The organism is Streptomyces sp. Ncost-T10-10d (assembly GCF_900091955.1).
Taxonomy (GTDB): Bacteria; Actinomycetota; Actinomycetes; order Streptomycetales; family Streptomycetaceae; genus Streptomyces.
Genome location: NZ_FMDF01000145.1, coordinates 45612 through 71440, shown reverse-complemented (window position 1 = coordinate 71440; position 25829 = coordinate 45612). Strand labels below are relative to the sequence as shown.

At 70.6% G+C, this 25829-nt stretch carries 22 protein-coding genes and 1 pseudogene; 7 read left to right on the top strand and 16 right to left on the bottom strand.

From position 1 onward, the window contains the following. The first annotated feature begins 171 nt into the window (after positions 1 to 171). Both GA0115254_RS25410 and GA0115254_RS25405 read left to right on the top strand, forming a co-directional pair. A pseudogene (locus GA0115254_RS25410) lies at positions 172 to 2206 on the top strand (NB-ARC domain-containing protein). A gap of 124 nt (positions 2207 to 2330) precedes the next feature. Next, on the top strand, positions 2331 to 2681 hold the full coding sequence (locus GA0115254_RS25405) for a 5-carboxymethyl-2-hydroxymuconate Delta-isomerase (protein ID WP_093897600.1): 351 nt from the start codon (positions 2331 to 2333) through the stop codon (positions 2679 to 2681). 12 nt (positions 2682 to 2693) lie between these two features. On the opposite strand, the gene GA0115254_RS25400 is transcribed toward GA0115254_RS25405, so the two are convergent. The 6 genes from GA0115254_RS25400 to GA0115254_RS25375 form a co-directional block, all read right to left on the bottom strand. Then, on the bottom strand, positions 2694 to 3416 hold the full coding sequence (locus tag GA0115254_RS25400) for a TetR/AcrR family transcriptional regulator (protein ID WP_093897599.1): 723 nt from the start codon (positions 3414 to 3416) through the stop codon (positions 2694 to 2696). Between the two features lie 250 nt (positions 3417 to 3666). Then, positions 3667 to 4749 (bottom strand): PDR/VanB family oxidoreductase, encoded by a 1083-nt coding sequence (locus GA0115254_RS25395; RefSeq protein WP_093897598.1) that lies wholly within the window; start codon positions 4747 to 4749, stop codon positions 3667 to 3669. Positions 4750 to 4751: 2 nt separating this feature from the next. After that, the gene (locus GA0115254_RS25390) at positions 4752 to 5657 is read right to left on the bottom strand and encodes a metal-dependent hydrolase (protein WP_093897597.1); all 906 of its coding nucleotides are present in this window, start codon (positions 5655 to 5657) and stop codon (positions 4752 to 4754) included. A 76-nt stretch (positions 5658 to 5733) separates the two neighbouring features. Continuing rightward, a complete protein-coding gene (locus tag GA0115254_RS25385) occupies positions 5734 to 7698 on the bottom strand; it encodes a hypothetical protein (protein WP_093897729.1) in 1965 nt (654 codons plus the stop codon). 84 nt (positions 7699 to 7782) lie between these two features. Then, complete coding sequence (locus GA0115254_RS25380; protein ID WP_093897596.1) at positions 7783 to 8430, bottom strand: LuxR C-terminal-related transcriptional regulator; 648 nt, start codon at positions 8428 to 8430, stop codon at positions 7783 to 7785. Next, on the bottom strand, positions 8415 to 9683 hold the full coding sequence (locus GA0115254_RS25375) for a sensor histidine kinase (RefSeq protein ID WP_093897595.1): 1269 nt from the start codon (positions 9681 to 9683) through the stop codon (positions 8415 to 8417). The genes GA0115254_RS25380 and GA0115254_RS25375 overlap by 16 nt, the downstream gene beginning before the upstream one ends. 288 nt (positions 9684 to 9971) lie before the next feature. On the opposite strand from GA0115254_RS25375, the gene GA0115254_RS25370 reads away from it, so the two are divergent. Then, positions 9972 to 12110 carry an MMPL family transporter gene (locus GA0115254_RS25370; RefSeq protein WP_176740280.1) on the top strand — a complete coding sequence of 713 codons (2139 nt, stop codon included), beginning with the start codon at positions 9972 to 9974 and terminating at the stop codon, positions 12108 to 12110. Between the two features lie 78 nt (positions 12111 to 12188). Here GA0115254_RS25370 and GA0115254_RS25365 read toward each other — a convergent pair whose 3' ends face one another. The 4 genes from GA0115254_RS25365 to GA0115254_RS25345 all read right to left on the bottom strand — a co-directional run bounded on the left by GA0115254_RS25365 (position 12189) and on the right by GA0115254_RS25345 (position 17034). After that, positions 12189 to 12803 (bottom strand): winged helix-turn-helix domain-containing protein, encoded by a 615-nt coding sequence (locus tag GA0115254_RS25365; RefSeq protein WP_093897594.1) that lies wholly within the window; start codon positions 12801 to 12803, stop codon positions 12189 to 12191. Positions 12804 to 13224: 421 nt separating this feature from the next. Then, a complete protein-coding gene (gene glnII, locus GA0115254_RS25355; protein WP_093897592.1) occupies positions 13225 to 14268 on the bottom strand; it encodes a glutamine synthetase in 1044 nt (347 codons plus the stop codon). 145 nt (positions 14269 to 14413) lie between these two features. Next, positions 14414 to 15547 carry an ARPP-2 domain-containing protein gene (locus GA0115254_RS25350; RefSeq protein ID WP_093897591.1) on the bottom strand — a complete coding sequence of 378 codons (1134 nt, stop codon included), beginning with the start codon at positions 15545 to 15547 and terminating at the stop codon, positions 14414 to 14416. Further along, on the bottom strand, positions 15544 to 17034 hold the full coding sequence (locus tag GA0115254_RS25345; protein WP_093897590.1) for a hypothetical protein: 1491 nt from the start codon (positions 17032 to 17034) through the stop codon (positions 15544 to 15546). The genes GA0115254_RS25350 and GA0115254_RS25345 overlap by 4 nt, the downstream gene beginning before the upstream one ends. Positions 17035 to 17243: 209 nt before the next feature. Here GA0115254_RS25345 and GA0115254_RS25340 point away from each other — a divergent pair, with 209 nt between their 5' ends. Beyond that, complete coding sequence (locus GA0115254_RS25340; RefSeq protein WP_093897589.1) at positions 17244 to 18155, top strand: Gfo/Idh/MocA family protein; 912 nt, start codon at positions 17244 to 17246, stop codon at positions 18153 to 18155. Between the two features lie 365 nt (positions 18156 to 18520). Here GA0115254_RS25340 and GA0115254_RS25335 read toward each other — a convergent pair whose 3' ends face one another. Next, complete coding sequence (locus tag GA0115254_RS25335) at positions 18521 to 18949, bottom strand: MarR family transcriptional regulator (RefSeq protein WP_256102772.1); 429 nt, start codon at positions 18947 to 18949, stop codon at positions 18521 to 18523. Positions 18950 to 19052: 103 nt separating this feature from the next. On the opposite strand from GA0115254_RS25335, the gene GA0115254_RS25330 reads away from it, so the two are divergent. After that, entirely contained in the window at positions 19053 to 19907 is an 855-nt protein-coding gene (locus GA0115254_RS25330; protein ID WP_093897587.1) for an alpha/beta fold hydrolase, read from the top strand. A 19-nt stretch (positions 19908 to 19926) separates the two neighbouring features. Here GA0115254_RS25330 and GA0115254_RS25325 read toward each other — a convergent pair whose 3' ends face one another. After that, positions 19927 to 20286, bottom strand: coding sequence for an arsenate reductase family protein (locus GA0115254_RS25325; protein WP_093897586.1), 360 nt, complete (start codon positions 20284 to 20286; stop codon positions 19927 to 19929). Between the two features lie 120 nt (positions 20287 to 20406). On the opposite strand from GA0115254_RS25325, the gene GA0115254_RS25320 reads away from it, so the two are divergent. Beyond that, positions 20407 to 20676, top strand: a complete 270-nt coding sequence (locus GA0115254_RS25320) for a hypothetical protein (RefSeq protein ID WP_093897585.1) — start codon at positions 20407 to 20409, stop codon at positions 20674 to 20676. A gap of 366 nt (positions 20677 to 21042) precedes the next feature. Further along, entirely contained in the window at positions 21043 to 21528 is a 486-nt protein-coding gene (locus tag GA0115254_RS25315; RefSeq protein WP_093897584.1) for a hypothetical protein, read from the top strand. A gap of 57 nt (positions 21529 to 21585) precedes the next feature. Here the strand turns inward: GA0115254_RS25315 and GA0115254_RS25310 are convergent, their stop codons facing one another. The 4 genes from GA0115254_RS25310 to GA0115254_RS25295 all read right to left on the bottom strand — a co-directional run bounded on the left by GA0115254_RS25310 (position 21586) and on the right by GA0115254_RS25295 (position 25747). Further along, entirely contained in the window at positions 21586 to 22491 is a 906-nt protein-coding gene (locus GA0115254_RS25310; protein WP_093897583.1) for a helix-turn-helix transcriptional regulator, read from the bottom strand. A gap of 271 nt (positions 22492 to 22762) precedes the next feature. Continuing rightward, positions 22763 to 23590 carry a hypothetical protein gene (locus GA0115254_RS43945; protein ID WP_141720905.1) on the bottom strand — a complete coding sequence of 276 codons (828 nt, stop codon included), beginning with the start codon at positions 23588 to 23590 and terminating at the stop codon, positions 22763 to 22765. Positions 23591 to 23939: 349 nt separating this feature from the next. Then, the gene (locus tag GA0115254_RS25300; RefSeq protein WP_093897581.1) at positions 23940 to 24152 is read right to left on the bottom strand and encodes an acyl-CoA carboxylase epsilon subunit; all 213 of its coding nucleotides are present in this window, start codon (positions 24150 to 24152) and stop codon (positions 23940 to 23942) included. Then, the gene (locus GA0115254_RS25295; protein ID WP_176740279.1) at positions 24149 to 25747 is read right to left on the bottom strand and encodes an acyl-CoA carboxylase subunit beta; all 1599 of its coding nucleotides are present in this window, start codon (positions 25745 to 25747) and stop codon (positions 24149 to 24151) included. Before GA0115254_RS25295 ends, GA0115254_RS25300 begins: the two co-directional genes overlap by 4 nt. Positions 25748 to 25829: the final 82 nt, after the last annotated feature.

Genomic DNA, 25829 nt, shown 5'->3' with positions numbered 1-25829 from the left:
GAGAGGCAGCAGCTGCCGGGGAGTGCCGCAACACCGCACTCCCGGGCGTGCCCTCCTACCCCCCGGCCGGTCCCGGCCCCTTTCCGGTACATCAGGCGTCCTTCCATGCCTGCGCAGTACGGGAATCAGGGGCCGGGACCGGCCGGTCCACCTGTTTCAGCGACGGTGACCATGGCGAGCAACATCCCCGAGGAGACAACGAGCTTTGTCGGACGGAAAGCGGAACTTGCCAGGCTCGAACACAGCCTCGCCGCGCACCGGCTGACCACACTCACCGGCACCGGCGGTGTCGGCAAGACCAGGCTCGCGGTCCGCGCGACCCGGCACGCGGCGACCGGACACCGCGACGGCGTCCGATGGGCGGACCTCTCACCGCTCCACGACGACGGACTGCTCATCGCGACCGTCTCCGACGCGGTCGGGCTCTGCGACCACACCCTGCGCATGCCCATCGACGCGCTGTGCGAATGGCTCGTCGACAAGGAACTGCTGCTGGTCCTCGACTCGTGCGAGCATCTGCGCTCCGCATGCGCGCATCTGCTCGGCGAAATCCTCACCACGTCGCCCGGCCTCACCGTGCTCGCCACCAGCCGGCAGCCCCTGGGCATCAAGGGCGAACAGCTCGTCGAGGTGGAACCGCTGCCCGTCGAGGGCGCGGCCGACGCACTGACACTGTTGCGGGACCGGGCGGCCGCGGCAGCCCCGGGGCTCGCCCTCGACGCCCCGGGCAACGCCGAGGCCGCCGCCGATATCTGCCGCCGCCTCGAAGGCATCCCGCTCGCCATCGAACTCGCGGCGGGAGCCCTCGGCCGGGACACCGTCGAACAGGTCGCCGTACGGATCGGCTCCCGCTTCGACGTACCGACCGACGAATCGCTCCGGCTGCCGCGCCACCGCACCCTGCGCACCGCCATCGGCTGGAGCCACGAGCTGTGCACACCGCTGGAGCGGCTGCTCTGGGCCAGGCTGACCGTCCTGCGCGGGGACTTCGACGAGGCCGCGGCCCGCGAGATCTGCGCCGGGGGGCCGCTCACCGAGGACGGTGTGACCGAGGCACTGAACGGCCTGGTCGCCAAGTCGGTCGTCGGACGGGACGGCGCACGGCACCGCATGCTCGACACCATCCGCGAGTACGGACGGATGTGGCTCGCCGAGCTCGGCGAGGAACGGGCCGCCGCCGACCGCCACGCCGCCTGCTTCCTCGGCCTCGCACGCCGCGCCCACGCGGGCTGGACCGGCGACGAACAGATCACCTGGTACCACCGCATCGCCGAGTCGCACGCAGACCTGTGTGCCGCCCTCGACCACCTGCTGGCCCATGACACCGGGGCCGCCCAGGAGATGGCGGGCCGGATCGGCTTCTTCTGGTGCTGCTGCGGCCATCTGCCGCAGACCCGCGAATACGCCCAGCGAGCCCTGGACGCCGGACCGGCCGAGGGCCCCCACCGCACCCGCGCCCTGTGGGTGCTGGGCATCACCGTCATGCTCCAGGGCGACTACCCGGCTGCCCGGCGCCTGGGCAGGGAGTGCACCAGGGCGGCGGCCCGCGACGGGACGGACGAGGGCATCCTCGCCGCCGCCTATCTGTGCGGCCTCACCCATCTGATGACCGGCCGCCCCGAGGCGAGCCTCCGCCAGGTCGACCGGGTACTGCGCACCACCGGCACCGCCACCCCGCTCGAAACGGCCTACCGGCTGCGCTGCCACCTCATCACCGTCTTCGCCCTCACCAGCCTGGGGCGGCTGGACGAGGCGGAGGCGGCGGCCCTGTCCCTGCGCGCGGCCTGCGAGGCCCAGGACGAGTGCTGGACCCGTAGTTACGTCGACTACCAACTCGCCCTGATCGCCCTGTTGCAGGGCGACGCGGACACCTCCGCCGCGCACGCCCGCTCGATGCTCGCGGGCAAGCACCGCCTCCGGGACAGCTTCGGCATCGCGCTCGGCCTGGACATTCTGGCCGCGGCGATCGCCGCCAGGGCGCGGCGCCCGCGCCGCCCGGGTGTACGGCACGGGACAGGTCTACTGGCGCATGGTCGGCCACCCGCAACGCGGCACCCCGGAACTGGGCCCCCTGCGCGAGGCCTGCGAACGCCAGGCCCGCGCGGCCGTCGGCGACGCCGCCTACCAACGCGCCTTCGAGAGGGGCCGGGCGGACAACGCGGAGGCGGGTCTCGCGGCCGCGCTCCAGGGCGAACTGCTGACGTAGGGCCTGAGGGCACCCGGAGCATCCGGATCAAGAAACGAATCCTCTTGTGCGGCCGTGCCGACCAGCGTAGATCTGAGGTCCGACAACCAGCCGTACCCGCTGTACCCGCACCCAGGAGCGCAAGATGCCGCAGATCACCGTCGACTACTCCGCCGAGCTCGACGACAGCTTCGACCGCCGCGGCTTCGCACGCGCCCTGCACCCGCTGGTCGCCGAGACGGTCACCACGAAGATCGCCGCCTGCAAGACCCGCTTCCGGCGCGTCGAGGAATTCGTGGCGGGCGACACGGCCACCGGCGACGCGGTCCTGAACATTTCGATAGCCCTGCTGCCCGGCCGTACCGAAGAGCTCAAGGCACAGCTGACCGATTCCGTACTGGAGCTGCTGGCCGCCCACCTCAAGCCCGTCGACGGCGTCACCGTCCACGCGTCGGCGGAGACCCGCGATCTGGACCCGTCCTACCGCAAGCGCTGAGCCGCAGGGCCGTTACGGCAGCCGCTGCACGGGAACGGCCGGCACGGCGGGCGCCAGAGCGGAGAGCCGGTTCAGCAGCTCCCCGAACGGCCCGTCCGCCGGCTCCTGTGCGAAGACCCGCAACACGATGCCCGCCATCTCCGTGTTGTACGCGGCACTCACCGCGGCCAGCGCCGCGAAGTCGTGCACGAGTTGCAGCTCCAGCTCCGCGCGCGCAATTCGCCGCCCGTCCAGCCAGATCAGCGCCGTCGACTCGGCCAGCGAAACCCACGACCGTACGACCAACTCCAGCCGCGCCGGAGGATCTTCGACCCCCAGATGGGCCAGGATCTGCTCGTAGGCCGCCTGCCGCACCCCGTCGATCATCGCGTTCGCCGTCGACGACCCGACCGCGGGCCCGCCCCGCATCAGCGCCGAGAACCCCGGACCGTGCTCCTCGACAAAGTCGAAGAACCGCCCCATCACCCTCAACAGCCGTGCCCCGAGCGGTCCTTCACGCGGTTCCACGAACCGTGCCGCCAACTCGTCGGCCGCCCGCCGCAGCGCGGCCTCGTACAGGCTCTGCTTCCCCGGGAAGTAGTGATAGACCAACGGCCGCGAGATCCCCGCAGCGGCCGCGATCTCGTCGATCGACACCTCGTCCGGGGAGCGGTGACTGAACAACTCCAGCGCGACACCGATCAACTGCTGCCTGCGCTCCTCGACGCCCATCCTGCGCCGCACCCCGGTCGTCATGGTGGACAGGGTACCCAGTGGGGCTGTGGGGGAGCCGTGGTGGGCAGCGGCCGACCAGGGCGTGGAGCGGCCGCGTGCCCGCACGCCTAGTGCTGCGACCGGAAAGGTTCACCGGCTCGCGGCGTCCGGCACGGCACCTCGCCGCGTTGTCGCATCACCCGAGTACATCCAGTACGCGGGCAATGCTCCGCCTTGCGATGCACCGCACCGGACGCCGCGAGCTTTCCGGCAAACCTTTCCGGTCACAGCACTAGAGATCCAGTACCAGCCGCTCACCCCGGCACCGCGACACGCAGATCAGCATCGAGTCGTCCCGTTCCGAGTCCGTCAGCAGTTCGTCGCGGTGGTCGATCTCGCCCTCCAGAACGCGCTGTTGGCAGGTCCCGCAGAAGCCCTGTTCACAGGAGTACGAGACGTACGGCAGCTCCTCGCGCACCGCGGCCAGTACCGACTGGCCCGCCGCCACCCGGACCGTGCGGCCGGAGCGGCGCAGTTCGACCTCGAAGGGTCCGGAGCCGGCCGAGGACGTGGTCGCTGCCGTGAAGCGTTCCAGATGCAGCGTGCGACCGGGCGGGAGGGCGGCGGTGACCGCGTCCATCAGGGGCTCGGGTCCGCAGCAGTAGACCGCCGTGCCCTCCGCCGTGTCCGCCAGGGCCACGACCGTGTCCGGGTGGCCCGCCTCGTCCCCGGGGACGATCGTCACCCGGTCGCCCTCCGCCCCCAGCTTCTCGATCTCGTCCAGGAACGGCATCGTGGCGCGGGACCGTCCGCCGTACAGCAGCCGCCAGTCGGCGCCCGAGGCGGCGACGGAACGCAGCATCGGCAGGATCGGGGTGATGCCGATGCCGCCCGCGACAAAGAGGTACGCGGGGGCTTCGACGAGGGGGAATCGGTTGCGGGGGGCGCGGACCTCGATCTCCTCGCCCTCGTGGAGCCGGTCGTGGACCTCGCGGGAGCCACCCCGGCCGTCCTCGACCAGCCGGGTCGCGATGGTGTACGTGTCGGGATCGGCCGGGTTCCCGCAGAGGGAGTACTGGCGGACCAGACCGGAGGGCAGCAGGAGGTCCAGGTGCGCGCCGGGCTGCCAGGCGGGCAGGCCGGGTCCCTCCATGCGGAGTCGGACCACGCCGTCGGCGGGTTCGGTCCGCTCGGTGATCAGCAGGCGGCGGGTAGCGGTGGAACGGCGGTCGGAGTGGCCCGAGACCGGGTTCTCCAGGGCCGGCAGCGGCCAGAGCGGGGAGTTCTCGATGCGGTGGCGCATGGCCCGCTTCGCGAGCAGCGCGACGCCGGCGACGAGGACCACGGTGCGCAGACGGGGCAGGGGGAGAGGCATGGTCAGCTGGTTCCCGTCATACGGGCCTCGGCGGCCGTGGCCGCGGGCGAGTGGGCGAGATAGTCGACTGCCTGGGCCGTACTGCCCTCCTGCGAGGGGTGGTAGGCGTGACTCAGATAGCGGGGGATGGAGCGCAGCAGATCACCGGTCGCGGGCAGGGTGCCGCGCCTGCCGCTGATGTAGAACTCCTTGAACGACGCCTTGCCGTGCAGCAGGCTCGGATCGTTCTCCATGAAGAAGCGCGTGCCGCGCTGCCAGAGGAAGAGCAGCGCGGCGAATGCCGCGGCCCAGGTCCGTATTCGCCGCCGGTAGCCGCCGTCGACATGCATGAACACATCGAAGGCGACCGAGCGGTGCTCGACCTCCTCCGCGCCGTGCCAGCGCAGCAGATCCAGCATCGTCGGGTCGGCGCCGCGCCGGTCCAACTCGTCGGCGTTCAGCACCCAGTCGCCGAGGAACGCGGTGTAGTGCTCGATCGCCGCGATCGTCGCCACCCGCTCCATCAGCCACCACTTCCGCGCCCGGCCCGGCGGCAGCGTCCGGTCGCCGAGGAGCTTCTCGAAGAACCAGTCGACCTGCGCGGTGTACGGCGTCGGATCCAGACCGAGCTGCTTCAGACGGGGCAGGACGTCGTCGTGGGCCTGGGAGTGCACGGCCTCCTGGCCGATGAACCCGATGACGTCCTGGCGCAGCTGCTCGTCGTGGATGTACGGCAGCACCTGTCGGTACACCTGGATGAACCAGCGCTCCCCGGCGGGCAGCAGCAGATGGAGCACGTTGATGGTGTGCGTGGCGAACGGGTCGCCCGGTACCCAGTGCAGGGGCGTCTTCTCCCAGGCGAAGGAGACCTTGCGGGCCTTGAGCTGCGTGCGCTCCGACGCGACCGGCACTGGCTGCGTGTTAGACATGTTGTCAATGTACTGATGGGTATGTGGGGGGAACAGGGGCGTGCGGCGAATTCCTGAACCCCGGGGAAGCCCGGAGTCAGCGCAGGGCGCCCACCCGACTGCCGTCCGTGAGCGTCCCGTTCAGCCGTGCCCGGTCGCCCGCCCTGGCCGGTACGGCGAGGAGACGGCTGTCGGACCGCCCCTCCACCCCACCCGAGGTGGTCAGCGAGGCGAACTGCTCGCTGCCCGCGGCCAGTACGTACCAGCGTCCGCCGCGCGACTTCCACAGCACCCCGGCCAGCACCCGTGGATCGCGCAGCCCGCAGGCCGGTGTGTCCTCGGCCCGGGCCGCCACCGCCCCGGGCGGGCCGCCTGTCGCGGCGGAAGGCGCCGATACGGCCTGGAACTGGGCGAGGACCCGGCTTCCGGTACCGCGCCAGGTCTCCGCCCTGGTGCAGAGCCAGTGCGCGGAGCCGTTGTTCTCGGGCAGCAACTGCTCGGCGTACTGCCAGGAGTTCACCGACCGTACGCCGTGCGAACGGACCGAGGACAGCAGGCAGGCGGTCCGCGCCCAGCTGTCCCGCTCCGCCCGCCCGGAGACATCGTGCGCCGCGGACGGGGGGCCCGACGTCAGCCGGGCGGGGGTCAGCTCGCCGAGGTCCGTCAGCAGACGCGTCGCCGAGCCGTCACGCAGCTCGATGGCATCCCGGGCGCGGCAGCTCCCGGCCGTCGCCGGGCTGGTCAGCGCGGCGGTCACGCCGTCGGGGGTGCGGCGCAGCGGCCGCGGGGCGCTGCCCGGCGCGAGCAGATTCCGTACGGAGACCGCATGCACCCAGGGCGCGGTCAGATAGCGGACCCGGTCGTGCGTACGGCCCGCGATCAGGGCACCCGCCGAGGCCATGTCCGCACCGTCGACCCGGGCGAAGTCGAGCGCCACGCCCCCGGCCGGAGAGGCGTCACGCGGCTCCGCGTACCGCACGATGCGCAGCCCGTCGTAGAACAGCACCACCGTCGCCCGGTCCACCGCGCCCGCGTACAGCAGTTGCGGCGCACCCATCGGCGGGCCGACAGGTGTCCTCGGAGTCGCCGACGCACGCACCGCGCCGTCCGGATGCGCCCATACGGTGAGCGCCCGGCGCAGCAGCCGGGTGTCTCCGGCGCGGTCGCCACGCGTGGGCCATGAGGTGAAATCGGTACGGGCCGAGCGCCGCCAGAACGTGGGCGACACCCGGTGCAACGCATCCGGATCCAGGGCCTGTTCGGCGGCGGCGTTGCGGGTGTACGGCGATACGGGCGGAGTGCCGCGCCGCCGGTCGTCGCCCGCCCAGCCGTTGCCCGCCCAGCCGTTGCCCGGCAGTCCCAGCAGCGCCCCGCACACCAGCAGCGCCGCGACGGCCGCCACCGCCGCCTTCGCGTGCCGTCGGCGGCGCAGCAGATCCGGTGGGCGGGCCTGGAGCGAACAGGGGTCGAACTCCGGGGAGTCGAGCAGCGCGTACGGCGCCGAAACTCCCTCCGCCTCCGCGAGCGCAGCATGCGGGTCGGCCACCCCGGCAGCGGCGAGGACCCGCCGCACCTCCGCATCGGGCAGCCGCTCCAGTCCGCGCAGCACGCAGGCGGCACGGGCGGGAGCGGAGAGAGCCGACAGGGCCTGATCCAGGGCGAGTTCATCCGATCCGCCGGAACGCGGGAACAGCCGCAGCCCCCACACCAGCGGCAGGAGGGGCGTCACCCGGACGCGGCGCAGCGGACGGCCCGCCTCCAGCGCCCCACGCAGCACCCTCCCGCGGACGTACGCACAGGACGGGGCCACCACCACCGCACCGGCGGACCTGCGCAGTGGTGGAACGCCGCCCTCGGCCACACGCCCTGCCCCGCGTCCCGACAGCAGCGCCCGCTGGGCCAGGGCGTGCGCCGTCAGAACACGGCGATGGCAGCCGAGGGACGGCGGCAGTACGAGATAGCCGAGCCGGACGAGTCGCGGATAGTGCTCGACGAGCGCGGCCCCGGCCTGCTCCACATCGACCGGGGCGGCTGCGGAAGGTACCTCTGGCAGTGGGCGCACGTTCAACAGAACGAGCGAATCGTGCGATGGTCACCCCGGTGCGCTCAGGACCCACTCATGCACACCGGCCGGGAACGGTGTGACTCAGCCCCGGTCCAGATAGGCGAGCACCGCGAGAACACGGCGGTTGTCGTCGTCGGACGGCGGCAGGCCGAGCTTCCCGAAGATGTTCGAGGTGTGCTTGGCCACCGCCCGCTCCGTGATCACCATCTGTGAGGCGATCGCCGCGTTCGAACGGCCCTGTGCCATCAGCTCCATGACCTCCAGCTCACGCGGAGTCAGCCCGCCCATCGGCTTGTCCTGCGAGCGCCGCGACAGCAACTGCGAGATCACCTGCGGGTCCATCGCGGTGCCGCCCGCGGCGACCCTGCGTACCGCATCGATGAACTGCTCCGCGTCGAAGACCCGGTCCTTGAGCAGATAGCCGATGCCCCCGTTGCCGTCCGCCAGCAGCTCGCGCGCGTACAACTGCTCCACATGCTGCGAGAGCACGAGCACCGGCAGCCCCGGCCTGGCCTGCCGGGCCGCCAGCGCGCACTGCAGGCCCTCGTCCGTGTGGGACGGTGGAAGCCGGACGTCGACGACCGCGACGTCCGGCTCCAACTCGTCCAGGGCCCGGGTCAGTTCGGGTCCGGTCTCCACCGCTGCCGCGATCTCGAAGTCGTACGCCTCCAGTAGGCGGACCAGCCCGTCGCGCAGCAGGAAGAGATCTTCGGCTAGGACAACTCGCAAGGGATCTCCATGGTCACCATGGTGGGACCGCCCGCAGGGCTGCTGACGGCCATGATGCCGTCGAATGTACCGAGTCGGCGTTCGATTCCGCTCAGGCCGGAGCCGGATCCGACCGCCGCACCGCCCCCGCCGTTGTCCGTGACGGAGACCCGCAGTACGGCGTCCGCGTGGTGGATGTCCACCCAGACGCGATCGGCCCCCGAGTGCTTGGCCGCGTTCGTCAGCGTCTCGCTCACCGCGAAGTACGCGGCCGACTCGATCGCGGCGTCCGCCCGGCCGCTCAGCTCCACCCGGACCTCCGACGCGAAGGGCAGCCGCAGCGCCAACGCCTTGACCGCGTCCCCGAGTCCGCGTTCGGCGAGGACCGGCGGGTGGATGCCCCGGACCAGATCGCGCAGCTCCGTGAGGGCTTCGGCCGATGACTCGCGGGCCATGGCGAGGAGTTTCTTCGCCTGCGCCGGATCCTTCTCGATGAGCGCCTCCACGGTGCCCAGGTTCATGCCCATGGCGACCAGCCTGGCCTGCGCACCGTCGTGCAGGTCCCGCTCGATGCGCCGCAGTTCGGAGGCGGCGGTGTCCACGGCCTCGTGCCGCGTCTCGGTCAGCCGGTCGATGCGCCGGGCCAGTTCCTGCTCCTGGGTGGGGGCCAGCATCGCGCGGGCGATCACGAAGTGCAGCCGCAGCAGCGGTTGGCCGACCAGCAGACCGATCGCGAAGAACACCACACCGAGCGCGGCGGCGGCAAGGCCTGTCGCCTGGCTGTCGACCGGCACGAACGCATACCAGTAACGGTCGTCGGTGAAGACCCGCCACAACCCGGCCGCCAGGACGAAACCCTCCAGCGGATACACCATCAGCCCGGCGGCCAGGACCGCCACCACATAGCCGGCGGTCATGTCGACCAGCAGCCACTGGATGTCACGCCAGGTCGCCGGGTCCTTCAGCAGCAGCGTGGTCCGCTCCACCTGCCCGGTGAAGCCGGAGCGCACATCCTTCGGGAAGGGGCGGTACGGGACCGGGATGCGGACGTCGCACCAGGTGACCGCGAGCAGCCTGCGCCGGTTGGCGTGCTTGCGGACCAGCTCCAGCACGTAGGGGGTGGTGACCAGGCCGATGCCCAGCGGGATGAAGACGATGGAGAGCACGGCCCACACGAAGAGGGTGATCGACCCGAACAGGCTGGCGATCGATACCACGACGCCCCGCCAGGCTGCCAGCAGCGCGCCCCGTGTCCGGGTCCGTATCGCGTTCATCTCGGTCCGTCTCCCCTCGCCGGGCCCTCGTGCCGGACCCGTCCGAAGACAGTCTCACCCGGCCGGCTCCCTGGGTGTCAGCCGTTTCGCCACCCGGGCCGGGGTGTACCCAGCACCACCCCGACGACTTCGCCCTACGGCTCCGTGAGAGGGGGCTTCGGCGGCTGGGACGGGCGGCGTCCCGTTCCTAGATTCATCGACGACGCATTCGACGTCGACTTCCTCTTACTTCCTCGCACTTCTTCCACTTCCATCTGATTCCGTCTGACTTCTGGGGGCGAACACGCCATGAGGCGCAACCTCGCGGCACGCATCGGTGTGTGGAGCGCACACCACCGCAAGACCGCCATTCTCGGCTGGCTGCTTTTCGTCGTGCTCGCCACGGGCATCGGCGGTGCATCCGGGCTGGTCGAGATGACCGACTCGGAGAACGCCGCAGGTGATTCGGCGCGGGCCGAACAGATCCTCGACGACGCCGGGCTGGGGCAGCCCGCCGGCGAGCTGGTCATGGTGTCCACCGCGAAGGCGGGCGACTGGCAGGATGTCGCCCGCGAGGTCTCCGCCGCCATCGGGAGGACCGGCGAGGTGGCGAACCTCGCGCCGCCGATCCCTTCCGAGGACGGCAAGGACGCGCTGATCACCTTTGACATGAAGGGGGACGCGGCGACGGCGCCGGACAGGGTGCAGCCCGTGCTCGACGCCGTGTCCGCCGTCCGGGCGGACCACCCCGACGCCACCATCCACCAGTTCGGCGAAGCCAGTGCCGGGAAGTGGCTCGGCGATCTGCTCTCGGAGGACTTCAAGAAGGCCGAGTTCACCGCCGTACCCCTGGCCCTGGGCATTCTGCTGGTCGCCTTCGGTGCCGTCGTCGCGGCGCTGCTCCCCGTCGGGCTGGCACTGACCGCGTGCATGGCCGCCTTCGGACTGCTGTCGCTCGCCAGCCACCAACTGCACCTGTTCCAGACCACGTACTCCGTGATGTTCCTGATGGGCTTCGCCGTCGGCGTCGACTACTGCCTCTTCTACCTGCGGCGCGAGCGCGACGAGCGGGCGGCGGGACGCGATGCCGAGACGGCGTTGCGGATCGCGGCGGCGACCAGCGGCCGGGCCGTGCTGGTCTCCGGGCTCACGGTCATGGTCGCGATGGCCGGCATGTTCCTGTCCGGACTGATGCTGTTCAAGGGCTTCGCCCTCGCCACGATCATCGTGGTCTTCATCGCGATGCTGGGGTCGGTGACGGTGCTGCCCGCGCTGCTGTCCTGGCTGGGCGACCGGATCGACGCGGGACGTGTGCCGTTCCTCAACCGGCGCCCGAGCCGACGTGACAACCGGCGCGCACGCATCAGTGGCGGGCTCGCCGGCACGGTGCTGAAGCCCGTCCTGTCCAGGCCGAAGATCTTCGCGGTCGCCTCGGTCGTCGTGCTGCTCGCCCTGGCCGCGCCCGCGCTCGGCATGAAGACCGAACAGCTGGGCCTGGAGAAGCAGTTCGGCTCCGACTCGCAGCTGTCGGTCGCCTACCGGCAGATCAGTGAGAGCTTCCCCGGCGGCCCCGCTCCGGCGCGGGTGGTGGTCAAGGCCGACAACATCGAGGCGCCCACGCTGCGCAAGGCGTTCGACGGCTTCGACAAGGTGACCGTCCACAGGGCGCAGAACGTCGCGGAGATCGAGGTGCCGCTCCCCGACGGCAAGGCCGGCCTTGCCGAGCTGCGCAAGGAGCGGCTGCCCGCCGCGTTCGACGGGACCGGGGCCCAGGTGTACGTGACCGGGGAGATCGCCGGATCCGTCGACTTCAACGACCAGCTGAAGCGCGGCATCGTCCCCGTCTTCGCGTTCATCACGGCGGTGACCTTCCTGCTGATGCTGTTCTGCTTCCGCTCGTACGTCATCGCCGTGACCTCGATCCTGCTCAACCTGCTCTCCGTGGCCGCCGCGTACGGAGTGATGGTCGCCGTCTTCCAGCACGGCTGGGGGGCCTCGCTGATCGGCTCGGAAGGGGTCGGTGCGATCGAGGCGTGGATTCCGCTGTTCGTCCTGGTCGTCCTGTTCGGACTCTCCATGGACTACCACGTGTTCGTGGTCTCCCGGATCCGTGAGGCCCGCGACCGCGGTCTGCACACCCGGGCCGCGATCGACGAGGGCATCCGGCGGACGGCGGGGGCGGTGACCGGGGCGGCCGTCATCATGGTCGCGGTGTTCGCGGTCTTCGGGACGCTGTCGATGCAGGACATGCAGCAGATGGGTGTCGGCCTCGCTGTCGCGGTGCTGCTGGACGCCACGATCGTACGGATGATCCTGCTGCCTTCCGTGATGGCGCTGCTGGGGGAGCGGAACTGGCGGACTCCGCGCGGACTGACCCGACTGCCGGTCCTGGAGCACGGCGAGCCGGAGACGGGCGAGGTTCCGGTGGGGTCGGGGGCGCGGGGCTGACAGGCCACCCGGCATAGGAGAGCGGCCCTGGTCCGGTACGTACCGGACCAGGGCCGCTCCCACGTTCTGTCGGTCTTGTCAGGGGGCGTACTTGTAGCCGACACGCCGCACCGTCTGGATCGACCGGCGGTGCTCGGCGCCCAGCTTGCGGCGCAGCCGGGCGACATGGACGTCCACGGTGCGTCCGTCGCCCACATGTCCGTAGCCCCAGACCGTGGTCACCAACTGGTCGCGGGTGTGCACCCGGTGCGGGTGCGCGACCAGATGGGCGAGCAGTTCGAACTCCAGGAAGGTGAGGTCGAGCGTCTTCCCGTCCACCGCGGCGGTGCGCTGTACGGGGTCGATGCGGACCGGACCCGTGGTGGCCGGGTCCTCCACCGGCGTCGGCACCACGTACTGGGCGGCCGCAGCGGTAATGGCAGGCTGCTGATCGGCCGGTACGAGCACCAGGTAGCCGATCATCGGCGGCCGGCCCGGCAGTGCCGGAACCGTGTGCTGGGGTGCGGGCAGCCAGGTGGCACCCGGCGGCAGGAACTCGGCGACATCGGCCGGCTGGACGACCTCATCGGGGTCGACGGCGCGCAGCCGGTGGCGGTTGGGGGAGAGGGGGCGGGCAGAGTTGGTGGCCGCAGCGGTCGCCGAAGGCGCCGCGGTGGCAGCGGCTGCGGCGGAGAAGGTACGGGTGTTCGCCATGAGGGTCAGCTCTTTCGCGCGAAGGAGTCGTCGATGGACGGACTTGCTTGCGTGCGCGCGGACCGAAGGCCGGGTGAGCGGCTTTAGAGGGCCTGCGCGTTCAACGCGCGGCAACACACCCGGTCGAAGTCGTGGTGCTGACGGGACGGCCAGAACGGTTCGAGGTCGCTGCGACCTGTCGAGGTGTACTGGATGCTGGCCATGCCCCCATTGAATCAGAGAACGCGACGGCGCAGCAGGCCTCTCCCACTCGTCGATACGGACGCTTCGCGTTACGTTCCTCACCCCGGGATGCCGCAGCCGACGAGCCGTCATCCGCCTCGCCCCTCGGACCCGTCGCCTCGGCACGCGCGTGATGCCACGACGAGGGGGCGCCCACCCGGCCGGGTGGGCGCCCCCTCGTGCGGACGGCGGAACGGGGTCAGACCTGGTCGGCCTTCTCCAGCGCGGTGCAGCAGGTGTCCACGATCAGCCGCGTGACGACGTACGGGTCGACGTTGGCGTTCGGGCGGCGGTCCTCGATGTAGCCCTTCCGGTCCTGCTCGACCTGCCACGGGATACGGACCGACGCGCCGCGGTTGGAGACGCCGTAGCTGTACTCGTTCCACGGGGCGGTCTCGTGCAGACCCGTCAGACGGTCGTCGATGCCCGCGCCGTAGTTCTTGACGTGGTCCATCGGCTTCGAGCCCTCGCCCAGGGACTCGCACGCGGTGATGATCGCGGCATAGCCCTCAGGTCCTTCGCGCATCGCCTTGGTGGAGAAGTTGGTGTGCGCACCCGCACCGTTCCAGTCGCCCTTGACCGGCTTCGGGTCGAGGGTCGCGGAGACGTTGAAGTCCTCGGCGGTGCGGTACAGCAGCCAGCGGGCGATCCACAGCTGGTCGGAGACCTCCAGCGGGGACAGCGGTCCGACCTGGAACTCCCACTGGCCGGGCATGACCTCGGCGTTGATGCCGGAGATGCCGAGGCCCGCCGTCAGGCAGTTGTCGAGGTGCTTCTCGACGATCTCGCGGCCGAAGATCTCGTCGGCGCCGACACCGCAGTAGTAGCCGCCCTGCGCGGCCGGGAAGCCGCCCTCGGGGAAGCCGAGCGGGCGGTGGCCGTCGAAGAAGGTGTACTCCTGCTCGATGCCGAAGATCGGCTCCTGGCCGGCGAACTGCTCGGCCACCGGACGCAGCACAGCACGGGTGTTGGACTCGTGCGGGGTCATGTCGATGTCGAAGACCTCGCACAGGACGAGAATGTCGTCACCGCCGCGGATCGGGTCCGGACACGTGAAGACCGGCTTCAGCACCCGGTCGGAGGCGTGGCCCTCGGCCTGGTTGGTGCTCGAACCGTCGAAGCCCCAGATCGGCAGCTCCGCGACATCCTGCGACGGGCTCCCGGCCATGATCTTCGTCTTCGAACGGAGCTTGGCGGTCGGCTCGGTGCCGTCGATCCAGATGTACTCAGCCTTGAACGTCACGGAAGCCATCCTTTGCGGGTCCTGCGGTGCTGCGGTCCGGTCTGTGCAGCGCAGCTTCGCAAGACGCGATTTCCCGTCCGTTGCCCGGATGTGAACCCCGTGTTACCGAGGTTTCCTGCGTTGTGCGCGGGCCCTCAGCGGCCCTTCATGCGCGGGCCCTGAGCAGCGACTCGAAACCGGCGGAACGGATCCGGCGCACCAGTTCCTCCTCGCTGGTGCCCAGCGCCACGGCCGCCTGCGCGAGCCGCCAGTCCGCGTCGGAGAGCCGGTGCAGCAGATGACCACGCCTGATCTGGGCCTCGGACAGCCGGAACGTCTTCAGATACGCGACCTGCCCCTTGTGATCGGTGATCGTCTCACCGATGTGCTGGCCCTCCCCATTGCGCAGGAACGGCGGCAGGAACCGCCACAGTGTGAACGAGCCCATCCGGTACACCCGGTCGAAGGCGTACGAGGTGTCCAGCAGCTCACGTGCGAACAGGGTGTCGTGCGCCTCGGCCCACTCCCGCTCCTGCGCCCGCGCCGCCGCCCGGAGACCGGCGAGCGTCCGCAGATGCGGTCCATCGGAGATCCGCGCCGCGAACTCCGCCACCGGCGCGCCGTACAGCGCGTACTGGTGGACCAGTTCCCCGTACAGATCCTGTACGAGCGAAGGGTGCAGCAGACGGTAGTCGTCCGGGTGCGGCAGAACGAAGGCGGCAGCGAGCGCATCGGCCGCGTACACCATCACCCCGCACTGGCCGGGATGGATCTCGAAGGCCCGCAGCGCGTCGCCGAGCCCGCGCACCGACCACCCCATGTAAGCGTCCTCGGCACGCGGCGAGAGCCCGTCGCGCAGCGCCTGCCGCGACCACTCCTCCCAGGCGACCGCGGGGCCACCGAAGTGCAGGGCGAGATAGCCCTCCATCGCGAGGTGCAGCGGCAGGAAGCGCAGCCGGTCGCCCGGCTGCCGCTTGGCCATGCGGTGGTGGCGGTTGCGCTGGAGCCGTGCGGTCCGGGGCGGCGCGTTCCCGGGCGAGGCGCCCGCGCCCAGCTGCGTACCGTACGCGGCGGACCGGGCGCCCTCGCCGGACCAGTCGGCGACGAAGCCGTGCGGGATGTACGAGGTGTAATGCGTGCGCGGACCGACGTCCACGACGCCGTTCCCGTAACCCGTGTAGATCTCCCGGTGCAGCCGAAGCCCCTCGACCGGCTGCTCGCGCACCAGCGGCACCAGCCGGATGCCGCCCCACACCTGGGCGGGGCGGGTGGCGAGCCCGGCAAGTTCGAGCCTGTTCACGATGCGGCTCCCGCCTTCCGCGCACTCACGAAACGTGCCACCTGCCGGTCCAGATAGGCGTACAGGGCCGCCGGTCCCGTGCGTCCCTCGGCGAACTGCGCGATCTCCACCAACGCCGGCAGGTCCTCCGCGTCCCGGATCCCGGCCGTGGGCACGCCCTGTGTGAGGCGCCGCACATCGAAACCGTCCGCGTCGTATACGGGGTTCAGATGAACCACAGCAGTTCGCCGGTCCGGATCGAGCCGGGTCCGCCACACCCGCAGCACCTCGCCCGCGAGTCCGGGCGGCGCGTTGTCCCAGCCGTCCGAGACGATGACCAGCCGGTCCGGGCCGTGCTCCAGGGCGTCCAGTACGCGGGTGCCGAGCGGGGTCGGGCCCCAGGGCCTGACCAGCAGCGGATCGGTGCCGCCCGAGGTCCACAGCGGGATGTACGCGCCCGGCGCGGCCAGCGCCTCCAGCAGGAAGTGGCAGGCCAGCGCCACGGCCAGCGGACGGCGCCGCTTCTCGCCCGACCCGGACGACGAGTAGCTGTCGTCCAGCACGGCGGCGACCCGGCCCCAGCTCCCGGCGTGCGGGCCAGCCGCTCGGCGGGCGGCGGCCCGCAGGGCATGGGTCAGCTCCTTGCGGTGGAGCCCCCGCACCTCGAAACCGAGCGACAGGACGTACAGGGCGAGCCGGGTCAGCGGCATCACCGTCAGGTCGATGTCCGTGGGCAGCCGCGCATCGTTTCCGGTGCCGCGCTGCCCCTGGGTCCGCAGCCGCTCCAGGCGGGTCATCCGGGGCACCATCCGATCCAGGAACACCTCGCGCTTCATCCCGTGCCGGGCGGCGAAGCCCTCGGCGACGGTGAACGGCAGCTCGTCGACGGCGCCCTGCTCGTAGTGGGCGCGCCGCCACGCGTCGAGCAGCTGGTGCCGGTAGCGCGGCCGCCGCCCCGGCCGGAACAGGAAATCCCCGGTCTCGCCCGGCTCATCGGGCCCGCCGAACCGGAGATGGACATGGCGTGCGGCGGTCTTCAGACCGGCGCGGTACTTCACGGCATCGTGCGCCGGATCCGGCCGGGCGGCCAGCCAGTCGCGCATGATCGCGCGGGTGCGCCGGTTGTTCACCTTGGCCCCGCGCAGCGCCCGGAACAGCCGGTACACGCGCTGCGGCGGCAGCTTCGCCAGCCGGGCGGCGATCAGCCGGCCCTCGGTGCGCTTCTCCTCGGCGGTCGCGTCGGAGGCGCTCTCCAGCAGGCCCTGGACGATGCGCACGGCGTTGTGGTCGTTGATGTCGAGGGCGAGCGCGGCAGAGTACACCCGGCGATAGTTGACCCGTACGTACTCATGGAGGAAGTCCAGCGAAAGCCGCTGCTGACACGCCGTCGAGCGGAACTCACGCTGCCCGGTCGCGGTGATCGCCGCGTTGACGAAGAGGAGTACGTCCTCGGCCGCGACGAGGTCGGCACCGGTCCCGGTGCGAGTGGTCTCGGTGCTGGTCGCCATGGTTTCCCCCGTGGTGTCACGCGCCGCCGTACGCAGGGGCGGAGCGCCGGCCGGGGAATGGGGGCGCGAACAGCGAAATCACTGCTTCATAGGCAAGTCCCGGAAGTCGCGCCGGAGTCCCGCGGCCGGCCCCGCAAACGTAGCCACTGAAGCCCACTCTCCGCCATCTCAATACGGGAGTGGTCCGGCGAACCCGGCAGACTTGCCCCATGACGACACTTCCCGCGACCCCCCTGCGCATCGGCCTCGTCGGTACGGGCCCCTGGGCCCGGAACACCCAGGCCCCGGCCCTCGCCGCCCACCCCGGCGTCGCACTGAGCGGCGTGTGGGGCCGACGCCCCGAGGCCGCGAACGCGCTGGCCGCCGCCCACGGCACCACGGCGTACACCGGTGAGGACGGCATCGACGAGCTGTTCGCAGCCAGCGACGCCATCGCGTTCGCCGTGCCGCCGGACGTCCAGGCCCCGCTCGCCGCCCGCGCCGCGGCCACCGGCCGCCATCTGCTGATGGACAAGCCGGTGGCGACCACCGTCGCCGGAGCCCGCGAGGTCGCCCGCGCCGCCGAGGAGACCGGGGCCGCGTCCGTCGTCTTCTGCACCCTGCGGTTCGCGGCCGAGACGTCCGCCTGGATCGCCGAACAGGCCGCCCTGGACGGCTGGTTCACCGCCCGCGCCGAGTGGATCGGTGCGCTGTTCGCGCCCGGCACGACCAGCGAGTACGCCGCCTCGCCCTGGCGCCGCGAGAAGGGCGGCCTGTGGGACGTCGGCCCGCACGTCCTGTCGGTCCTGATCCCGGTACTGGGCGACGTGACACACCTGACCGCGGCCCACGGCCCGTCCGACACCACCCACCTGATCCTCCGCCACACCTCCGGCGCATCCAGCACGGTGACGCTCGCACTGGGGGCCCCGGTGGGCGCGGTAGGCACGGAGATCGAGCTCAGAGGCGAAGAGGGAACCGTCATGCTGCCGCGGTGGGGGGACGCGGTCGGTTCCTTCCGGGCAGCGGTGGACGCACTGATCGATTCGGTGCGCACGGGAGAGCCGCACCCCTGCGACGTCCGGTTCGGACTACGCCTGACGGAACTGCTGGCCGAGGCGGAGAAGCAGGCGGGGGTGTAGGGAGGCCGGGCTCGGGGGCCGGGCCGGGAAGGTGGCGCGACCCGCCCCGTACGGGCTCCGCGGCTGCATCAACCGCGTCCGGAGTCGCAGCCAGGCCTCCACCTCGGCTCTCACTGCCAAGTCCGCCCCGTCCCGGCGCAGTTGCTCACCGGCGGCCATGGAGAGAGCCTCGGGCCCGACGGGACCTGTTGTTCGCCGTGATGTGCTCCCGGGTGTACGCGGTGGCGTCCCGGGTCGCCCGTTCGGCGGCAGCCCGAGCCGGGGGAGCCGGGATGGGGCACGAGGGGATCGCCGCTTCGTCGAGCAGCCGGTCCGAGTGGTGGACGGGGACAGGCTCACGGAGTGCCCCTCCGCCGTTCCGGCAGTCAGGGAACGACGGTGACCGCCTGGTGTGCGGCGGTCAGGAAGCGCCGGACCGCGGCCGTCTCGCTCTCGTCGAACTCGCGCAGCACGGCCACCGTGCCGTCGATCAGCGGCCCGAAGAAGGACCGTCCCAGCTCCACCGCCCGTGGCGTCACGCTCAGCAGCACCCGTCGCCGGTCACGAGGATCACGCGTGCGTTCGAGGTGGTCCAGGCGCTCCAGGCGGTCGATGACCGAGGTGGTGCCCGCCGAGTTGAGGCCGAGCTGCGCGCCGAGCCACCCGGCGGTGGCGTCCGTACCGGCCCGCTCGGCGTCCAGCAGGCAGATCAGGGCCCGTACATCGGTGGTGTGCATGCCGTGCCGGTCCGCGAATTCGGCCTGGCGCAGACCGAATTCCACCGTCACCTTGCGCAGCAGGTGGACGATCTCCATTTCGGGGCCCTGGTCGATCACCCCGGTCCCTCCCTCTCGGCCCGCCGATATTATCTCGCTGAGCGAGATAATATCGGAAGGCATCCGACCGGGGAGGCATCCCATGACCACCACGTCATTCCTCGCTGCGTACGACGGAGTCCTGGCGGCCAAGTGGCCGGCCGGCACACGCGGCAGCCGGGTTCCCACCCCGTACGGCGTCACCCACGTCAACAGTTGCGGCCCCGAGGATGCTCCGCCTCTGGTACTGCTGGCCGGTGGCGGTTCCACCTCCACCGTCTGGTACGCACAGGCCGCCCACCTGGGCCGCACCCACCGAGTCCATGCCGTCGACCTCATCGGTGACCCGGGTCGCAGCGTTGCGGGGGAGCGCCCGATCCGTACGGTGGAGGACCTGACAACGTGGCTCGACGCCGTGGTGGACGGCTTGGGGGCCGGCCGCAGCGCGCTGTGCGGGCATTCGTACGGGGCCTGGATCGCCCTCCACTACGCCCTGCACGCGCCGCCCCACCGAGTCCGGAAGCTGATCCTCCTCGACCCGACCCAGTGCTTCGCCGGCTTCCGGCCCGGCTATCTGCTGCACGCGCTGCCGATGCTGCTGCGCCCCGGAGCGAAACGGACGCGGACGTTCCTGGAGTGGGAGACGGGCCGCGCCGCGCTCGACCGGACGTGGCTGCGACTGCGCTACGCGGCAGCCGACTTCCCGTCCGTCCGTCCCGTCACCGGGCCCCGCCCGGAACCCGAGGCGCTGGGCGCACTGGACGTGCCGACCCTGATCCTGCTCGCCGAACAGAGCCGGGCCCACGACCCGGCCCGTGTCGCCGCCGCGGCGGCCCGGCTGCTTCCGCACGCGCGGACGGCGACGATTCCCGGCGCGACGCACCACACCCTGCCGCTGCATGAGCCGACGGCCGGCGAACTGAACCGCAGGATCGAGGACTTCCTGATGACCCGGTAGCTCTCGCCGCGCGGGGTGCTCAGCGCTGTATGGCGTCCCGTACCGCCTCGTCCGTGCGCGCCACGACGGCGGTGCCGTCGTCCGCCGTGATGATCGGCCGCTGGATCAGCTTCGGATGCCCGGCGAGCGCCGAGATCCACCGCTCCCTCGAACCGGCCTCGCGCGGCCACTCCTTGAGTCCGAGCTCCTTCGCGTCCGCTTCCTGCGTTCGCGTGATGTCCCACGGCTCCAGCCCGAGCCGGTCGAGCACGGCCCGGATCTCGTCCGGCGACGGCACCTCCTCCAGATAGCGGCGGACGGTGTACTCGGCGCCCTCCGCATCGAGCAGCTGCACCGCGCTGCGGCACTTGGAACAGGCGGGATTGATCCAGATCTCCATGGGGCCAACGATACGGGAGGGACAGTGCGAAAGCCCTTCTGGCCAGCGACGATTGTCAGTGGTGGGCCGTAAAATAGAGGTAGTTCGTGAGGGTTTCACGATCGCGCCAGGAGGATGCCCATGGCCGTTGCCGCAGTCACGACCAAGCCGCTCCACAAACCCCTGCAGAAGAAGCCGCTCCCCGCGGGCCGCCCCCGCGAGTGGTACGTCTCCCACAATCGCCGCCTGAAGGCCATGCGCCTGGCGATCGCCCTGCTCGACACGGGCGTCTACTACCCGTCGACCGCGACCAACGACAAGATACGTACGACTGCCGAGCGCATCGGCATCCACCCGCCGTCCGACACGACCTGCCGCATGGTCCGCGCCCTGATCCGCTACGGCCGCTGACGGTGACGGCCGGCGACTGACGACCGACTGCTCACGCACCCGAAGCCTGTGCCCCCGGAACCCCGGGGGCACAGGCGCGTACGACCGCACCCGGATCGGAACCCGCTGCAGGCGGCAGTGGCGAAGACCCCGGACGCCGAGGCCGTTTGGACGGTCCCGTCGGCTGGTCCGGGACGCAGCCCGGGTCCCGGTCGCTCATGCCACCGGACTCGGACGCCGCCCGGTACGCCGCGACTCCACGGGACAGCCGCTCCCTGACGTACGACGTTCGCTCCGGCCCGGTCCATCACCCGTCCGGCGTGCACGGCATGCGGCCCCGCCCCCCGCCCCCTTGACTGGGGCGATGGGCCAGTACTGGGAGGCACGATGACGAGGAAAGCCGCGCGAGGTCTGTGGGCCGTACTGCTGACGACGGTCGTGCTGTCGACGGCCGCCGCGTGTTCCGGCGGTGGCGGCAACGCCTCCGGCACGGCGTCCAAAGCCGCGTCTGCCGCGGCGTCGGTGGCATCCAGGGGGTCCGACGTGGTGGCCTCGGCGACAGCCGCCGCGGGCGAGAAGCTGAAGGGCTTCAAGAACGGCGTGAACGCCAAGGGCGACATCAGGCTGGGCACGCCGAGCACCGGCCACGACGGTCGCGCCACCGCGAAGGTCACGGTGACGAACAGCGCCGACTCGGCGAAGTCGTACGCCGTGCAGATCAACTTCCGCGACCCGAGCGGCAACCTGCTCGACACGGTGGTGGTGACGGTCGACGACGTCGGCCCGAAGGCCTCCAAGGACGCCACGGCCCGCAGCAACCGCAAGCTGTCGGGCGACGTCAAGGTCGACGTGGGAACCGCCCTGCGGCACTGATCGCAGATCGCGCCACAACTGCCCTCACTTCTTTCTCATAGGCAGTTACCGCGCTGCTCAGTCAGTCGACAGGCGGTGCCGATCGGCCGCTGTGGACGCGTACGGCGCGTACCGCGGCGGAGCCTGCATCCGGCGAGGCCGGCAGGAAAGCGCCGTCAGCTTGCTCTCGGTGCCGGTGCCGGGTTGCGGGATCTCGAGAATGATTCGCCGATCCGAGCAGTCGTCGACTATGAGCGTGCTCTCCTCCAGCACCATACGGCCGACGAAAGGATGACGCACTTCCCGAGCGGTGGCATGGCGCCTTTCGATTTCGTGCTGCTGCCACCAATTACGGAATTCCGGGCTGTTCTGGCTCAGTTCGTCGACCAGTGAGGTGAACCACGGTTCGTGGACATACGATCCGGTGGCTGCGCGGAACTCGGCCAGTACGGATCGGGCGCTCGGCTCCCAGTTCTGAATCAGTTCACGCATATAGCCGCCGAAGAACAGCCACAGCATGTGACGGTGTTCAGGGGGGACTTTCGTGAGATCGCCGTAGACATTGGTTCTTGCCTGGTTCCAGGCAAGAATGTTGAATCGGGGACCGAGAACGAATGCCGGATGCGGATGCTGGCTGTCCAGGATGCGCTGGATAGCCGGAGAAACACCGTCCGCGGGAACGCTCGCGCTGGAGCGGGCGTCCCTGTTGGCCAAGGCCAGGAGATGGTCGCGCTCATCGGCGCTGAGGCGAAGGGCCTCGGCCAGCGAATTGAGGACCTGGTCGGAGACGCGGATGTTCCGGGCCTGTTCGAGGCGGGAGTACCAGCAGGCACTGATCCCCGCAAGGTCGGCGACGTCTTCCCGCCGCAGGCCCGGGGTTCGCCGCGATGCTCGTGACGGAAGGCCGACCTCTTCCGGCTGAAGGGCCAGCCGTCGTGTTCTGAGGAAGTCCGCGAGCTCGGCTCGCCGTTGGTCGTCATTCATCCGTTGTTCCCTTGCTGGGCGACTACTGCGGATGGTTATTACCTGGGACCTCTACCCCCACTCAGGATAGTCGGTTTCCGGATGCGCGCTCTGCGACGTGTGCGGCTGCTGCCGGAAGCCGCGTCGAACCGTTCTCACCGTCGCCGGTGTGCCGCAATGCCGCAGGGCCCGGTGGAGCGACGTGGTGGTCGCAGCACCGGGCCCTTGTTACGTCCGGCCTCACCACAAAGGGTCCGGCAGCGAGCTGCCGGACCCTCCGTGTGGGGTTGGGTCAGCGGTTCCCTCGCCCTTCTCCGTGGTTACCCTGCCCATGCTTCTTGCCCTGCTCCTGCTTCTGCCCCTGGCCCTGGCCCTGGCCCTGGCCCTGGCCCTGGGTCTGGCCCTGGGTCTGGCCCTGGGTCTGGCCCTGGGTCTGGCCCTGAGTCTGGCCCTGGGGTTGTGCCTGGGTCTGGCCCTGGGTCTGGCCGGCCGGGACTCCCGACCGAAGCTGTGCCAGCATCGCCGAGCAGCCGACGGTGGCTGCCACCTTGTTGTTGAATCCGGTGGCGTAATCCGCCCGGAAGGCCGCGCTCTTGTCGGCGTTGTTCTTGAACAGGTCGACCTTCTGCCTGCACGTTGCGTCACCGTCGTTCTCGCCGGCGGCGAGCGCCTGTTCCCGATCGGCGGCTGTGCCCGGAACCTGTGTGCCGGTTCCCGGAGGAACCTCCGTGCCCGTGGTCGTGGCCGGCTTGACAAGGTTCAGGCAGGCTTGCTGGTTCACGCCGTCGTCGGCTGTGACGGTCTCGTCAGCCTTGACCACTGCCACCGCGGTGCCGGCTCCATTGGCGTCCGCCGTCACCGAGGTGATCGCGCGCTTCCCGCTGGTGAAGGTGACGACTGTGTTTTTGGTGAAACCGCCGACGACCAGAGACGCGCTCTCATTCGGGCCTTCGGTTCCGGAGATCTTGCAGACGGCCGTCGGGGCATTCGAAGCGGCCCCCGACGCTGCACTCTTGCCAGGAGATGCGGCGTGCGCCTCGGCGGACATTGCTGGTGCCAGCGCGAGCGACGCACCAAGCGGGAAACCGACCAGGGCGAGAATTCGCTTCTTTCCTTGCATGAGATTCCCCTTTGTGATGGATCCGTGCAAGGAAAAGCGTTGCATGAGGGCCGATGGGCAACAAGAGACAGTTCATCCTGGGAGTGGAAGTCTCAGGTTTATCCTGTGGAGTTGCGAAATTAGGGTGGTCATGCATTTCGCGTGCAGAAATAAAGACATGGCTCCGGCTCTTCGGGGCGGTCAATTCCGAGTCGCCTCATATTTCCCATGGAGCGACACCCGGTCAGTCATTACGCAGGGCGCGTTCGGGTTCGTTCTTTGGTCAGTTGTCCGGCGCGTCATCGCGCCGGACGTCCCCGATACCCCTTCTGATCGGGCGGAGGTCATATGTGTTTCGCCAGGCCCCGTTCTACACGGCGCGCCACGCCGGATGGCGACGGGCGGGCCAGGCGGTGGCCGGCAGCCCCGAGGCGGGGCGGGCCCACGGGGCGGCCGCGGGAAGTGCGGCGCTGGGTGTGGTGCCGGCGTCGGCCAGGGCGCCGAGGACGACGAGGAGAGCGGCGAGTTCCTCGGCCCGCGGCGCACCACGGACAACGCGGACGATGCCGTCCCGGCCGCTCATTGGGGCTGGTTTCCGTGTTTGCGGGTGGGGAGCGGCACGTGCTTGGCACGGAGCATCGCCAGCGCGCCGATCAGACGGCTGCGGGACTGCGCCGGGTCGATCACGCTGTCGACGAGGCCGCGCTCCGCCGCGTAGTAGGGATGCATCAGCTCGGCGCGATACTCCTTCACCATGCGGGCGCGTGTGCCCTCCGGGTCGTCGGCGGCGGCGATCTCGCGACGGAAGACCACGTTCGCCGCCCCCTCGGCGCCCATCACCGCGATCTCGTTGCTGGGCCAGGCCAGAGAGATGTCCGTGCCGATGGACCGGGAGTCCATGACGATGTACGCACCGCCGTAGGCCTTGCGCAGGATCAGTTGGACGCGCGGCACGGTCGCGTTGCAGTACGCGTACAGCAGCTTCGCACCGTGACGGATGATGCCGCCGTGCTCCTGGTCGATGCCTGGCAGAAAGCCGGGGACGTCGACGAGAGTGACCAGCGGCAGGTTGAAGGAGTCGCAGGTCTGGACGAAGCGGGCAGCCTTTTCGGACGCGTGGATGTCCAGCACGCCGGCGAAGGAGGCGGGCTGGTTGGCGACGATGCCCACGGCCTGGCCGTCCAGTCGCGCGACGGCGCAGATGATGTTGGTCGCCCAGGACTCCTGGACCTCGAAGAAGTCGCCGTCGTCGACGATCTCCGCGATGACCTCCCGCATGTCGTACGAGCGGCTGGGGTCGGCCGGGACCAGGTCCAGCAGAGCGTCGGTGCGGCGGTTCGCCGGGTCCGCGGTGGGCTCGACGGGTGGCAGCTCACGGTTGTTGGAGGGCAGCAGCGAAAGCAGGTGCCGTACGTCGTCCAGGCACGCGCCCTCCTCGTCGTACGCGAAGTGCGCGACGCCCGAGACCGATGCGTGCGCGTCGGCGCCGCCGAGAGCGTCGTGCGTGATGACCTCGCCGGTGACCGCCTGCACCACGTCGGGCCCGGTGATGAACATCTGTGCCGTGCCGCGCACCATGAACACGAAGTCGGTGAGCGCGGGAGAGTAGGCGGCGCCCCCGGCGCAGGGTCCGAGGATCACGCTGATCTGCGGGATGACGCCGGAATTGCGTACGTTCCGGGTGAAGATCCCGCCGTATCCGGCAAGAGCCGTGACGCCCTCCTGGATCCGGGCGCCGGCGCCGTCGCAGAGTCCGACGACCGGACATCCCGCGGATTCGGCGAGGTCCATCAGCTTGTGGATCTTCTCCGCGTGGGCCTCGCCGAGGGCCCCGCCGAAGATCCGGAAGTCATGGGCGTACGCGAAGACCGTACGGCCGTGCACCTGACCCCAGCCCGTGACAACGCCGTCGGTGTGCGGCCGCCGGTCCTCCAGTCCGAAGCCGACGGCCCGATGCCTGCGCAGCTCTTCGACCTCCGTGAAGGTGTCCTCGTCGAAGAGAAGCGCCAGCCGCTCGCGTGCGGTCAGTTTTCCCTTGGCGTGCTGCGCTTCGGTCGCCCGCTCGCTGGGGCCGCGCCGCACGCTCTCGCGCAGCTCCCGGAGTTCGGCGGCACGGTCGCGCAGATGGCCGTCCGCAGGAGCCATGATGGTCAGGGGCGTTTCCTCGCCAACGCTCATGCGGCACAGCGTGTGCGAGGCCGCTCAAGTGGGGCTCGACGGCCTCTGGACGTGCGGGTGGAGTACGACTCGAGCCGGGACG

Excerpts from the sequence above, each read along its gene's own strand:
- GA0115254_RS25375 (WP_093897595.1), bottom strand. The coding sequence starts at position 9,683 with ATGAACGCGATACGGACCCGGACACGGGGCGCGCTGCTGGCAGCCTGG.
- GA0115254_RS25325 (WP_093897586.1), bottom strand. The coding sequence starts at position 20,286 with ATGGAGATCTGGATCAATCCCGCCTGTTCCAAGTGCCGCAGCGCGGTG.
- GA0115254_RS25395 (WP_093897598.1), bottom strand. The coding sequence starts at position 4,749 with ATGCCTCTCCCCCTGCCCCGTCTGCGCACCGTGGTCCTCGTCGCCGGC.
- GA0115254_RS25400 (WP_093897599.1), bottom strand. The coding sequence starts at position 3,416 with ATGACGACCGGGGTGCGGCGCAGGATGGGCGTCGAGGAGCGCAGGCAG.
- GA0115254_RS25365 (WP_093897594.1), bottom strand. The coding sequence starts at position 12,803 with ATGGCGAACACCCGTACCTTCTCCGCCGCAGCCGCTGCCACCGCGGCG.
- GA0115254_RS25315 (WP_093897584.1), top strand. The coding sequence starts at position 21,043 with ATGACGAGGAAAGCCGCGCGAGGTCTGTGGGCCGTACTGCTGACGACG.
- GA0115254_RS25300 (WP_093897581.1), bottom strand. The coding sequence starts at position 24,152 with ATGAGCGGCCGGGACGGCATCGTCCGCGTTGTCCGTGGTGCGCCGCGG.
- GA0115254_RS25320 (WP_093897585.1), top strand. The coding sequence starts at position 20,407 with ATGGCCGTTGCCGCAGTCACGACCAAGCCGCTCCACAAACCCCTGCAG.
- GA0115254_RS25335 (WP_256102772.1), bottom strand. The coding sequence starts at position 18,949 with ATGGAGATCGTCCACCTGCTGCGCAAGGTGACGGTGGAATTCGGTCTG.
- GA0115254_RS43945 (WP_141720905.1), bottom strand. The coding sequence starts at position 23,590 with ATGCAAGGAAAGAAGCGAATTCTCGCCCTGGTCGGTTTCCCGCTTGGT.
- GA0115254_RS25370 (WP_176740280.1), top strand. The coding sequence starts at position 9,972 with ATGAGGCGCAACCTCGCGGCACGCATCGGTGTGTGGAGCGCACACCAC.
- GA0115254_RS25405 (WP_093897600.1), top strand. The coding sequence starts at position 2,331 with ATGCCGCAGATCACCGTCGACTACTCCGCCGAGCTCGACGACAGCTTC.
- GA0115254_RS25330 (WP_093897587.1), top strand. The coding sequence starts at position 19,053 with ATGACCACCACGTCATTCCTCGCTGCGTACGACGGAGTCCTGGCGGCC.
- GA0115254_RS25345 (WP_093897590.1), bottom strand. The coding sequence starts at position 17,034 with ATGGCGACCAGCACCGAGACCACTCGCACCGGGACCGGTGCCGACCTC.
- GA0115254_RS25390 (WP_093897597.1), bottom strand. The coding sequence starts at position 5,657 with ATGTCTAACACGCAGCCAGTGCCGGTCGCGTCGGAGCGCACGCAGCTC.
- GA0115254_RS25310 (WP_093897583.1), bottom strand. The coding sequence starts at position 22,491 with ATGAATGACGACCAACGGCGAGCCGAGCTCGCGGACTTCCTCAGAACA.
- GA0115254_RS25340 (WP_093897589.1), top strand. The coding sequence starts at position 17,244 with ATGACGACACTTCCCGCGACCCCCCTGCGCATCGGCCTCGTCGGTACG.
- GA0115254_RS25295 (WP_176740279.1), bottom strand. The coding sequence starts at position 25,747 with ATGAGCGTTGGCGAGGAAACGCCCCTGACCATCATGGCTCCTGCGGAC.